This is a genomic window from Ruminococcus sp. D54t1_190329_F1 (assembly GCF_015551645.1).
GTDB classification, from domain to species: Bacteria; Bacillota; Clostridia; order Lachnospirales; family Lachnospiraceae; genus Blautia_A; species Blautia_A faecis.
Window position 1 is genome coordinate 1 of sequence record NZ_JADNDC010000010.1, and the last position, 13,203, is coordinate 13,203.

12 protein-coding genes are annotated in these 13,203 nt (G+C 38.3%); all 12 read right to left on the reverse strand.

Annotated features, from left to right (window positions below; translation table 11 throughout):
• Window positions 1–228: 228 nt before the first annotated feature.
• Window positions 229–1,101, reverse strand: a complete 873-nt coding sequence (locus I2D69_RS06055) for a YitT family protein (protein WP_118577616.1) — start codon at window positions 1,099–1,101, stop codon at window positions 229–231.
• A gap of 61 nt (window positions 1,102–1,162) precedes the next feature.
• Window positions 1,163–1,915 (reverse strand): GntR family transcriptional regulator, encoded by a 753-nt coding sequence (locus I2D69_RS06060; protein WP_173681746.1) that lies wholly within the window; start codon window positions 1,913–1,915, stop codon window positions 1,163–1,165.
• Between the two features lie 179 nt (window positions 1,916–2,094).
• Entirely contained in the window at window positions 2,095–3,075 is a 981-nt protein-coding gene (locus tag I2D69_RS06065) for an SIS domain-containing protein (protein ID WP_118577618.1), read from the reverse strand.
• Window positions 3,076–3,113: 38 nt separating this feature from the next.
• Window positions 3,114–4,106 carry an SIS domain-containing protein gene (locus I2D69_RS06070; RefSeq protein ID WP_195379556.1) on the reverse strand — a complete coding sequence of 331 codons (993 nt, stop codon included), beginning with the start codon at window positions 4,104–4,106 and terminating at the stop codon, window positions 3,114–3,116.
• Window positions 4,107–4,136: 30 nt separating this feature from the next.
• On the reverse strand, window positions 4,137–5,006 hold the full coding sequence (locus I2D69_RS06075) for a PfkB family carbohydrate kinase (RefSeq protein WP_195379557.1): 870 nt from the start codon (window positions 5,004–5,006) through the stop codon (window positions 4,137–4,139).
• 4 nt (window positions 5,007–5,010) lie between these two features.
• Window positions 5,011–5,847 (reverse strand): carbohydrate ABC transporter permease, encoded by an 837-nt coding sequence (locus I2D69_RS06080; protein ID WP_195379558.1) that lies wholly within the window; start codon window positions 5,845–5,847, stop codon window positions 5,011–5,013.
• On the reverse strand, window positions 5,844–6,734 hold the full coding sequence (locus I2D69_RS06085; RefSeq protein WP_118577622.1) for a sugar ABC transporter permease: 891 nt from the start codon (window positions 6,732–6,734) through the stop codon (window positions 5,844–5,846). The genes I2D69_RS06080 and I2D69_RS06085 overlap by 4 nt, the downstream gene beginning before the upstream one ends.
• A 59-nt stretch (window positions 6,735–6,793) precedes the next feature.
• Window positions 6,794–8,101 carry an extracellular solute-binding protein gene (locus tag I2D69_RS06090; protein ID WP_195379559.1) on the reverse strand — a complete coding sequence of 436 codons (1,308 nt, stop codon included), beginning with the start codon at window positions 8,099–8,101 and terminating at the stop codon, window positions 6,794–6,796.
• 289 nt (window positions 8,102–8,390) lie between these two features.
• Window positions 8,391–9,779, reverse strand: coding sequence for a glycoside hydrolase family 32 protein (locus I2D69_RS06095; RefSeq protein WP_195379560.1), 1,389 nt, complete (start codon window positions 9,777–9,779; stop codon window positions 8,391–8,393).
• Window positions 9,780–9,862: 83 nt separating this feature from the next.
• The gene (locus I2D69_RS06100) at window positions 9,863–10,708 is read right to left on the reverse strand and encodes a carbohydrate ABC transporter permease (protein ID WP_195379561.1); all 846 of its coding nucleotides are present in this window, start codon (window positions 10,706–10,708) and stop codon (window positions 9,863–9,865) included.
• Window positions 10,705–11,586 (reverse strand): sugar ABC transporter permease, encoded by an 882-nt coding sequence (locus I2D69_RS06105; protein ID WP_148461513.1) that lies wholly within the window; start codon window positions 11,584–11,586, stop codon window positions 10,705–10,707. The genes I2D69_RS06100 and I2D69_RS06105 overlap by 4 nt, the downstream gene beginning before the upstream one ends.
• A gap of 24 nt (window positions 11,587–11,610) precedes the next feature.
• Window positions 11,611–12,912 carry an extracellular solute-binding protein gene (locus I2D69_RS06110; RefSeq protein ID WP_195379562.1) on the reverse strand — a complete coding sequence of 434 codons (1,302 nt, stop codon included), beginning with the start codon at window positions 12,910–12,912 and terminating at the stop codon, window positions 11,611–11,613.
• Window positions 12,913–13,203 lie beyond the last annotated feature (291 nt).

Here is a 13,203-nt window from a genome sequence, read left to right on the forward strand (position 1 = left end):
AACTGCCAGCAGATAAATTTCTGCTGGCAGGAAAAATTTATATTTTTTCAATTGTCTACTTGACGGGGAGCGGTTCAACCTGAGACTTTGATTAGTGCGACAGCTCTTTTTTAAAATCATATTCCAACATCGCTTCTGAATTATCCATCATTTTATTCAGAGTTCCTCATTCTGGAAGCTTCACATTATTCTTTTCCTGACATAACATTGCCAAATAACACTGTATTCTTAATTAACAACACCAGGTTCAATAAACCCCTCCCCCAGTACCTCATTTGAATCCATAATGACAACAAAAGCTTCAGGATCTATCAACAATACATTTTTTCGAATAATATACAATTCTTTATTATTACAAGCACAAAGCACTATTTTCTTATGATTATGTGTATAACTGCCTTCCGCCCAAAGAAATGTTGCCCCTCTTCCTACTTTTTGTGCAATCATCTGAGCAATTTGCTCTGGATAATGCGAAATAATCATCGTCATTTTTCCTGCTGAAAATCCATTCATTACTTTATCTATAACTACCGATATTAAGAAAGTAATTAAAATTCCAAACAAAAGACTGTCTGCACTTTTTGACACTAGGCATACTCCCAAAATAATAACTGACGAATCAAGAATCAATGTTAATGAACCTAAAGAAAGATGGGGAAATTTTTTTCGCACAAGCATAATCATAAAATCAGTCCCACCGCTTGATGCATTTCTTGTATACATTAGAGCATAACCAATTCCTGATAAAGTCGCTGTACACAAAACTGCCAGAAGCGTTTCTCCAGTATATCTTGGAAACAATGGTGCAATATAATCTGTAAAAAAAGCAACACTTGCAATACACAGTATAGACTTTTCCAAAAATTCCCGTCCTAGTATTTTCCATGAAATAAGAGCCATCGGTATATTTAAGCAAACCACAGTCATACCTATAGGAATCCCAAATAAATGATAACCTATCAACCCTATCCCAGTAAACCCAACCATAGGAAAAGAAAATGCCGATGCAAAATTATATGTTGCAATACCAATCAGAAAACCAGAAAGTAAAAAAATCCCCAGATCCTCTAATTTTTTTTTAACCTTTTTCTCTAATTTCATTACAAGCCTCCACGTATTCTAAAAGAGCCGGAAACCACATTCAAGGCTTCCGGCTTTTTGTTTAATTACTGTTCACATGCTTTACCACATTCATTCGCGGACTGATATATTTAAATTTATCACCTCGCAGCACTGACTTGGTTCGATGGAAGGGCTTATCATATTGATCATACACAATTTCTTCCATCAATAAACAAGGTGTCCCTGTTTTTACTTTCAACTCCGCTGCTTCTTCTGGCGTAGCCTCGCACACACTAATTTCCATCACTGAGTTTCCAGACTGCAGTCCATACTTTTCAAGAAGGATCTGATACAAAGATGCATTATTCAAATCTTCTACAAGTATATTTTTCAAATGTCCTGGAAAATAAAGCTTTTCCAGCATAACAGGTACATCATCTGCTGTTCGCACACGCTCTACCAAAATAACCATTTCACCATTTTCTAATTTTAACTGCTGCCGATCTCTGTCTTTTGCCTCCTGAAGTGTGCATTTTAACGTCTTGCCTCCGGGAACTTTGCCATTACGTTTACAGAGATTGGTAAAACTATTTGGGCTTGAAAGATCCTCTGTCATCTTTTCTTCCTGCACAAATGTTCCTTTTCCCTGTTTTTTCGCCAGAACGCCCTCTTCCACCAGTTCAGCAAGTGCTTTCCGAACAGTCATTCGACTAATTTGATATTTTTCACTTAATTCCAATTCTGTCGGAATTTTCTGATTTGCTTTATAAATTCCCTCTTTAATTTCCTGAAGAAGCAAGTCCTTCAACTGTTTATATAGCGGAACAATACTCTGCGGATCTAATTCGTTCATAATGCACCTCATTCATCTGTATATGTCTCTAAACATATACGCTTTTATTTTATATTATATAATCTTTTTTCCGATCCAGCAAGCTTTCTAAGTATATTCCTCTAAAAGTTACCAGCGTTAGATATTTCAACTTCATCTAGGCTATCGTATTTCAAGCCAGTTCTATACCATTTTCCCAATCAATAAGGAACATGCCACATATATCGGCGTACATATACGGAATGATTACGAGCATCTGCAAGACGGTGGCTGTATCTGCTCAGTACTCCGGTAAATACCAGCGGGCTTAAATACTCTGCAACTGTTGGGCCGAGTATATCAATACCAAACTCTTTACCATCCAACACTGTGATGCGTTTTCCATATTTTTTCAAGAAATCAACAGCTCTTTCATCCATTTCTCTTTCTCTTCCTACCCCCACAAGTACAAGAAATGGAACTTCCTTATCTACAACTTCAAATGGTCCATGGAAGAACTCTCCACTGTGAATTGGATTTGAGTGAATCCACTGGCACTCCATTAAAATACATGTAGTTGTTGTATACGCTACGTTATAATTTGCGCCTGTGGCCATAACATGAAGCACTTTATCATCTTTATGTTCTTCTGCAAATCGGATAGCACCCGGCTCTGCGTATTCGCGTGCTTTTTTAATCACATCATCCAGTATATCAAAACCATGCTGCATGTCATCATAGTGCTCATATCCTTCCGCCTGCTGCAAAAGTTCCACCGCAAAACGCAGAGCTACTGCCATAGAACATGTGGAGTACTGATACTTCGGCTCATCACCATTAAAGAATACATAGTCTCCCTGCTCTGCAAGTGGAGAATCCTTCTTACCTACAATTGTAATAGACACTGCTCCCTTTTCTTTTGCTGCTTTTGCAGCTGCAACAGCCTCTGGTGTAGTTCCGCTTGCAGACAAGGTAACTACAATACAATTTTCGTCAAAAGCCTTAGGTGGACAAAGTACAAACTCTTTTGCAGTATACACATGACTATCTATTGTTGCTGACTCACACTTTAAGAAAAAGTCAGCCGTTGTTAATCCTGCTTTAGAACCACCGCAGGCAGCGAAGTAAATCGCATGAATACCTCCATTTTCCTTTCTTGAATCCAGAATTTCTTTTACGACTGCTTTATAATCAATTTTCATAATATGACCTCCTCAGTTTTATTGTTTTATCTTTCACATCAATAATCCAGTTTGTGATAATATCTTCTGATTTCCATTGGATGTTTTCTTACATTTTCCAAATGGACATTAATACGCGCATAAATAGCAGCCATTACCATTGGTGTCAAAAGTTCTCTGAATGTGTCATCTATTCCAGGTGTATGATATTCTTTTGTATCAAATACTGTAATATTATCGCAGATTCTAGGTAAGAAACGTTCTACACGTTCTGCTTGAGCTCTGCCATGATCTTCCCCTTTAAACAGAGTTACATTCGTATCTTTTTCAATAATTTCAAGTGTACCATGGAAAAAGTCTGCACAGGAAATAGATTTTGTACGCATCCACAGCATCTCTTCCATGTAGCACATAGCGTAGCTATAAGCTGCACCTTTTAACATTCCTCCACCAACAACATAGTGCATACTGTCCTCACCATGTTTTTCTGCAAATTCTTCTGTTTTTTTATCCGCTTCTTTCTGCACATTAATTAATGCATCCCCTAATGATTCAGCCTGCTGATAAAAGAGATCATACAATTCGAACTCTCCCTTTTCTTTCATAAACGCCAGCATAATCACAAGTAGCTTCAGATAAGCTCCACCTTTGCATGAAAACAAAATTTCAGTTTCTTTTGCCAGAGGAGAGTCTTTTTCATCCACAAATCCCAAAATTGTGGCTCCTTTTTCCTTGCCATAGCGCACAGCATCTGTCATTTCCGGAGTATTTCCTGTAGCCGATGTGATCACCATAACAGACTTTTCTCCAAGCTTTGTATTTCCTTCAGCTGTCAGATCCGCTGCATTTTCAAGATATATTTCAATTTTGGAATGTCCTTTAAGGTAAGACATTAATTCTTCTGCAACTGCATATGTACCGCCAATACCTACGAGAAAAATATTGTCATAACCTTTCTCGCAAATTTTTTTCACAGCAACTTCCACATCTTTGCGCAGTGCAAGTGTCTCTTCTACATCTTTTTTGATTGCATCCTCATTAAACTTAAGCATTTTTTCCTCCTTTTATTTGCATTTCATTATTTACATTTCAATAGAAAGTCCCATACCAAAAGATCCTTCTCTTAAACAGTTACGTCCTGAAAAATCTGCTGCAGCTGCAAAAGCAACTTCTATCATAGATTCTGTAATGATACCGTCTTTGGTCCATCCTTCTTTCAACAACGTTACCAAAAATGCTGCAAAGAAAGAATCTCCTGCACCCATAGTATCTACGGCTTGTATTAATTTTGCCTGTCCCTTATGGCATAGACCATCTTTTGTTACCAACAGCTGTCCACCTTTTCCCCTGGTCATCAACACATGTGCACCACCATACCCTTGTACTTTTTTGGCAAAGCTAATACACTCTTCATCCGACATATCTTCACAGGAAAACAGTGCCATATCCACCATAGCGCTTACTTGTTTCAGATATTCATCTGTACGATATTTATCTTCAGATGAAAAATCAAAGCTGATAATCGGTCCTAATGCACGTACTCTTTCAATCTGATTTTCTACATGTGCATAGCAGGAACTGTGTACAAGCTGAAATGATTCTACATAGTTCAGATCCGCACTGCTCAACATAGGTGGGTACAAACTTCCAACACCATGTTTTTCTTCAAAATAACCACTAACAAATACTCTGTCACCATCAACAATGTTGACCGCAGCCCGTCCGGATACTCCATGCTTCACAGGACAATGTGAAATATCTACATGCTTTTCTCTGGCACATTTCAGGATATGTTCTCCTATGACATCATCACCTACTGTTCCTAAAAATCCTGCTTCAGCGCCATTCTCCGCTGCATACACCGCTACATTAAATGCATTTCCTCCTGGAAACGCCATCTTTTTGTGAATATAATAATCCACACAACAATCACCCAAACCTAGTATTCTCATTTTTTTATCCTTTCACGCCTCCCTGTGCAAGCCCTCTGACAAACTGTTTTTGAAATACCAGAAAAACAACAACTACTACAGCAGCCGATATTGTCAATCCTGCAATCAAAACAGGATAATCTGTTCTTAAAGCAGTCTGCAAAGAAACCAAACCGACAGGGACTGTTTTTAACTTATCACTTTCTACAAATACCGTAGCAAACATATATTCATTCCATGCATGCATTGTGGCAAACAACGCTCCTGAAAATAATATTGGTTTGCTCATTGGTAACACAATTTTTGTAAACATTTGTATTACAGAACAACCATCCAACATAGCAGCTTCTTCCACAGATTTTGGAAGAGACAGCATATAAGAACGAAACAGCAGCACTGTAAACGGAAACTGAAATACACTATAGGAAATAATTAATCCAAGATACGTATTATACAATTTTAGTTTCTGCATAAGTTTAAACAAGGAAACCAGATTTACTTCTGGTGAAATCATCATTCCTGCCACAATCATAATAAATATGAGATTTTTCCCTTTAAACTCAAACCTGCTTAATACATAGGAGGCCAGCGAACAACAGAGCACAGTCATAATTACAGTTCCAACTGTTACAATGATACTATTAAAAAAATACTGACCAACACCATATTTCACAGCATATACATAATTTTCCCAATGTATTTTATCTGGAAGTGACCACGGTGAAGACAAAAACTCTGTATTGTTTTTCACACTGGAAATCAACATCCATACAAGTGGTAATATAATAGCAACTGCAAACAGACAAAAGAACAGAAACACCAGTATTTTACCAATGGAAGAATACCATCGATTATATTTCATTGTTCTGCCTCCTCTCCTGTTCTGGATAGCTTCATTTGTATCAAAGATAATACCAACGTAATCACAAATATTACTACCGCATACGCACTTGCCACACCCATCTCATCGTTATTAAAAGCTGCCCTATACATTGCAGTGGCAAGAACCTCAGTTGCTCTTCCCGGGCCACCACCTGTCAGTATCTGTATCTCTGTAAAAATCTTATAGCTTCCAATTGTTGTTATAAGTGCAGTTACCAACATCGACTCTTTACTCATAGGTAACGTTATGTACCAAAATTTTTTTACTGAACTGGCACCATCTATAAGTGCGGCATCATGAATTTCCTGCGGAATCTTCTGGATGCCAATCAGATCAAGCAGCATACAATATCCAACATTTTGCCACTGGGAAATAAAGATACAACAGAAAATTGCAAGGCCAGCATCACCCAGCCAGCTGGGTGGATTTTGAACGTGGAAAACCTGTACCAATAATTGGTTCAATGGTCCTGTATTAGGGTTAAAAATACATTTCCACAAAAGACCAATAACTGACATAGAAATTAATGACGGAATAAATAACACTGTCCTGAAAAATTTCTGAAACTTTCTCATAAATATTTCTTCCAGGCAAGCTGCCATTACCATCGCCAAACCCACCTGACACACGACAGAAAGGATTGCATATATAGTATTATTGAACAGTATTCTTAAGAATCCTTTTTTCTGAAATATGGCCAAATAATTTGCTATTCCTACCCACTTCCTATCCGGTGAATAGGATACCCATTTATACAAACTACCTATAATTGTCTGTATCAGAGGATAATACACAAAAACAAGCAATCCTATAGTGACCGGTGCCAGGAACAGTACTATGATTTTTTTATTTTTATAGATACTCATTCCCGAATCTCCTTTTACTGTCCATGAGAATTATCTATTCCCATGGACAGTTAGTTCTATTATTCTTCTGAATCACCCTGCACTTCTTCTGCAATTTCCTGCACCTCGAACATCAAGTCCTCTGGTGTCACAGTTCCTGCAATTACCTCTTGCAGCCCAGGTACATAAACATCTGCAATCTTACTGTGAATATCTGCATCAAGCCAATTTGCAAACCCTGAAGCCTTACTGTAAATGTCAACTGCCTGCAAAGTCAATGCATCTGAATTTTCTTCATTATGAATTCCCTGTACAGATGCCGGACTGGATAACTGTGTGATCATCCTCTCCTGCCATGGCTTACTGGTCATAAGCTTCAGAAATTCAATGGCAATTTCCGGATTCTTACAGGATTTTGAAATCATAAATCCATCTGGTGAACCAGTTACCAGTTCCGGATCTCCATCTTCTCCCTCTGGGAATGGAATCTTAAATGCACCTGCATTAAGATTATTTTCTGCACATCGTCTGAATTCAATAGACTGCATATACGTCATAGCTGCATTTCCTGTAAGGAAATCGTTTCTTGCCACCTCAAAGTCTATAGAGTTCGTATTTTCTGTAAAATACCCTTTATCATTCAAGTCTTTTAACATATTCAATGCCTGCACATATCCCTCATCTGTAAATGTACCAGTCTTATAATTATTATCTACTGCACGTACATCACTTGGTACACACATACTGTTAAATGTGGAAATATAATGGCAAGCTGTCCAGGGATCACTGTTTCCCATAGCCAATGGCGTTATTCCTACATCTTTAAATGTCTGGCATACATTTAAGAATTCATCATATGTAGTCGGCACCTCTACATTATATTTTTCAAATAAATCTTTGTTATAAATCATCAGCTTTGCGTCAACTCGTACCGGTACTCCATAAATTCCTTCCTCATACTGAAATGGCTCAAGCGCAGCTTGAATAAAGCTATCTTTCCACTCGGGATCCGCTTCATAGTATTCCATCAGATCCAGCGCACTTCCCGCTCTTGCAAACTTATACGCAAATTCACCGCTCCATGAAAAGAAAATATCAGGAGCATTATCTGCACCAAGCATAACCTTAAGTTTAGACTTATAATCCGGATCTCCAACATTCTCAACAACAATGTCCACATTTGGATGTGTTGACTCAAACTCTTCAGCAATGTCTTCAAAATACGGTGCCTCATCTACATTGATCCAGTTATGGAAAAGTTTTAATGTAACCTTTTCTCCACTGTCTTCCGATTTTGATGTAGCTGCATTTACGCTCGTTCCAAAACTAGCCATTGTCCCCACTACCATACATGCTGCAATTACCGTGCTTATTACTTTTCGTTTCATAAATTACCTCCTTTTAACATTTGTTTTAATGTTGTCTCGTTTTGTATGCATACATTATATGACATCTTATCTTGTATGTCAATAAGTACAATATATATTTTTGTTTTTTGTGATGTTGTTGTAATTTAGTGTGTAAAATGTATTAAATAGCGCTCATAATTGTGTATTTTGTATAAATTTTCATTCGAGTCACAACAATTCTCTAACGCCACACAAAAAAGGTATCATAAGATCAGCCCCGTCTTATGATACCTAAAAAATTATTTTTCAAACACACTCTAGTAAACTATCACTTTAAACCTATAGTAACCTTACAATTTGTAACCTTCAGGCTTCCCTCTGACGCAAATAAAGATAAGCTTTCTCCTGGTCTCTTGTATGCACGTGCATTCAATGCCACACCATCAACATAAATGGTAGCAATTGTATCATCCACGATCATACGGATATTATATTTCTTTCCAGGGATCAGATCAATTGGTCTTTCCAGTCCGATGTTCTGATTTGCTGGCCATGGCCAGTTCGGTTTTTTCTCGAATACATAACGGTTCTCTGTAGTATTAAATACAAACTGATAAGATTCTGCTTTGTCCTCATCCTCATAAAATCTTACACCAAATGTTCTTGTACCATCAGAGAATTCCACATCTGCTTCGAACTTGAAAATGTCACCGGTATTTCTTCCAATAACTACTTCTGAGCTCTTAGTTGGTGTATCGATTACAAAATCGTCCTTCTTTTCCTCTTTGTCAAAAGCATTCCATACTGTTTCCGGAATTCTTACACCAAGAGTGCCGTCCTCTTTCTGGTATACCTCATGCGCCATGAAGGTTCCTGCCCAGATAAAGTTTTCGTCATCATCATCTTTGTCTTTCGTTGCAACCCAACCAAACAGAATTCTCTGTCCATTCAGTTCAAAGGTACGTCCTGCATAATAAGCTCTGCCATCAAATGCATCATCTTTCGGTGCGATCCATGGACCATTCAGGCTCTTGCTCATGCGGTAAACCATTTTGCTTCTGTCACTGTATTCTGTTACAATGTGATACCACCAGTCACCAATTTTAAACAGGTCTGGCATTTCATGCATGGTATAAAGGTCCGGTGCCCAGAAATCGCCTTCAAATTTCCAGTTCTTCAGGTCCTTGGAAGTAAATTTAACAGTTCTACCGGTCTGTCTTGTTTTCGGTCCCTGCAGTCTTGTTCCAAGAACCAGTAAGTACTGGTCATTTTCCTCGTCACGAATCACCCATGGATCTCTCCAGTCATCTGGATCATAGCCTTCCTGAGGTGTAAAGGTAAGAGCATCCTGAGTTTTGTGCCAGGTAACCAGATCATCACTATATGCATGCATCAGTACCTGAGACGGTTTTCCAAGAGCCGGATAATCACGGTTGTAACCGGTGTAGAAAATATGATACTGTCCTTCTGCTTCAAAAACACTTCCTGCGAAAATAAACTGATCCTGCTCTTCATCAGTTCCTCTTGGAATTGCCACACCACAGTCTTCATAGTGAACAAAATCAGAGGTTGTTGCTAAATCCCAGCCAAACGGCTCTCCAAATGGTCCCGGTTTTCTGGTGTCTCTCTGATGATATAAATAGAATTTATCCCCATGTCCAAATGGCATACAATCACCGAACCAGGTTTCCGGAAACTGATAGTATAATTTCTGCATAACAATATATTCTCCTTTTCTTTACAGGCATTCATGTATCGAATGCCTGTCCCATATGGTAAAAAAGTCCTTTTATCAATTAATTATCCTTTTACTGCGCCTCCCACGGTAAGAGAGTTTTCAATTTTGTCACTGAAGCACAGGTACAGAATAATTGTAGGTATACTGGCAATCATCATTGCTGCACCCATAGCTCCCCAGCTGGTACTGTGCTGTCCCACAAAGGTTGCGAGTCCTGCCGGCAAAGTTTTCAGCTCATTACTGGAAATCATAACCGTTGGAAGAATATACTCATTCCATATTCCCAGTGTGGCAAATAAAGCTCCTGAAGTGATTGCAGGTTTTACCAGTGGAAGCATGATTGAAAAAAAAGTTTTATAAATACTTGCTCCATCAATTACCGCTGCCTCTTCCAGTTCAGCAGGCAGAGCCCGAAAAGAGGATGAAATTATCATAAACGGAAATGCCAGATTAAAAGCAATATACGGCAAAATCAATGCCCAGTGAGTATTCGCAAGTCCCATGTTTTTGATAAGAACAGAAAGAGGAATCAGGCTGACCTGCAAAGGGATAAAAAGGCCGATTGAAATAAACATGGAGGCTGCTCCCTTTAACTTCCACTTCATTCTTGCTACTGCATAGGAAAATGGCAAAATCAGAATAAAAACACCAACCAACGCAATGGCAGTAGTAAGCAGACTGTTCTTAAAATATGTCATAATATCAAAGGTTGTAATTGCCTTTATATAGTTGCTCCATTGCGGATGCAAAGGAAGCCCAAAAGGATTTGAATAGAATATTTCATCGTTTGTTTTCAGCGAATAGCATGTCAGATATAATAGTGGGTATATGCTAAGGCAGGCAAATATCAATAATATAATTGTTTGTACCCAGGCCTTGTGAGATCTTACTTTGATTCTTTCCATCATTCATTTTCCTTCTTCTTGCTCATAAGCATGTTAATAACTGCAATCGAAGCCAGACACATAAGCATTAGCGATACTGCTGAAGTACAGCCATATCCATATTTTCTAAGTTTGAATGCACTGCGGAATGTCATATAAGTCAGGCTATATGTAGCAGTTCCAGGACCACCTTGAGTAAGCAGCTGCATCTGCGAATAAATATTAAATCCACCTGTCACAGCAAAGATCAGACAGTTTCTCAGCGTATCTCTCAGCATAGGCAAAATAATGTAAAAATTTGTCTGCCATCTGGTAGCACCATCAATACGACTGGCTTCAATATAATCTGTTGGAATAGAATTTGCCGCTGAATAAATAATTACAAATTGATATCCCATGTACTGCCATGCGTTTACAAATGCCACGACCAAAATCGCCACATGCTTGTCTGACAGCCATTGCTGCTGGAAATCAAGACCTAATGCAGAGAAAATCTGATTGATCAGTCCAATTTCCGGATTTAATATGGAGGACCACAGCTGACACACTACTGTTACTGACAAAACAACTGGTATGAATAAACTGCTGCGAATAAATTTTCTGCACTGAATCCTCTTATCCATAAGCACAAGTGTCAGAAACGTTCCAAGAATTACTTCAAAAACAATCAGAACTCCTGCAACCAGAAAGCTATTGCGGAAAGATGTCCAGAATATTCTGTCCTGAAAAAGTTTTATGTAGTTTGCAAGTCCGGTAAATGTTTTGGTCGTCAATCCATCCCAGTCAAAGAAACTCATGATTACAGTTTGAAAGACCGGATAAAAGGCTATCAGCCCAAAGAAGATCAGACAAGGCAGTGTAAAAATCATTATTGCTTTCTTATCTGCCATCACCTTATTCATATATATTCACCTCTGTCTATACTCTTAGTTTCCACCAACGCTGTCTACGAGATCATCAATAGACACAATCACATCATCTGCATCCATTCCTGTAAGCATTTCCTGTAATAATTCTACAAAACTTGTGGCAAACTCAGCATTTTTCAAAGTGTGTGTCCATGCAGTCTGGAAATCCATGTTCTTTAATTCTTCAGCTTCTTTTTTTGCCAGTTCCGGAACCGGAGTATTCGGTTCAATAGAAGAATCTATATTAATTACAGTTGGAATTTTGGACTGATAGATATAGTTTCCTTCTACAGTACCCTCTGCCAAAATTGAAACGATATCAGCAACAAGCTCCGGATCCTCTGTATCAGAAGAAACAGCATATCCCTCATATGTAAAACCACCGGAAAATGCATAGTAATTATCCTGCTCTTTTCCAGCATCAGCCATAGGATAGGATTCAAAATACCCTACATCATCGCCCATTTTTTCTACTAAAGAAGAAATATCCCAGTCACCGTTAATAAACATTGCTGCCTGACCTGACGTAAACAGATTCTGTGCTGTCTCATAGTCTGTAGATGTACATCCAGCCTGGAAGAATCCCTCATTTACAAGGTCAACCATTTTTTTAATGCCCTCTGCATATCCACTATCTGATGCATGAGCCTTTCCCTCTGATAAAGCCTTTAAACCAGCTGGATTTGATTTCAGCGCAAACATATCGAAAAATGCGCCGCTCACAAAACCTTCCTTGGCAAAAAGAGCACATGGAATGATATCATCTGCTACCAGTTCTTTCGTTGCCTCAAGAAGTTCATCATAATTTTCCGGTATCTTAATGTTATTATCTTCGAATACCTTTTTATTGTAATAGAGCAGAATTGCAGAAGCTCCGGAGTCCGGGAAAATATATGTTTTTCCATCATCATAGACTTCAGTTCCCTTTGCAGATTCGGTCATTTTATCTGCATATCCGGTGTCCTTTACATACTCGGCTACATCAAGTAAGCTGCCACTTGCTGAAAGTGATTCCACATCTCCGGCATTTACATGTGCAATATCAGGCATATCTCCTGTTGCGGCACGTGTCTTTAATGTCTGACCATCATCATTAGGATGTGCCTCAATTTCGAACGTTACATTTGGGTATTTCTCCTGAACTTTGCTGATTGCATAATCCAGAATCGGTTTCTCCGCTTCTGCATAATGTGCAAAAATTTTTAATTTCCGTTCAACATTCGTATCTGTTTCTGCATGCACATTTGCAAGTCCATAGCAGCCAAGTCCTGACAATGTAAGGACTGCCGACATCATAAAACTGATTACTCTTTTTTTCATTTCTTAATCCTCCTTTTTGATTACCTGTTGTATTTGATGGCTCTATTATCTTCGATTTCATTAACAATTTCCTGTGTTTTATAGGTTTGTTTTTGTAAAAAACAGGCTTCTTTTCTTCATCTGGAAAAAACAGGCTTCTTTTTAGAAAAAACAGGCATTTCTTTTGTTCAGCTTTAACTCTCCATACGATAATGTTATAATTCATTACAGGTTTACAGTACGTGAATCCTTAAAATTATTTTGTACTTATCTTATATTGTGAGATTACTTTATTTCGGAACCGGAGGAGAA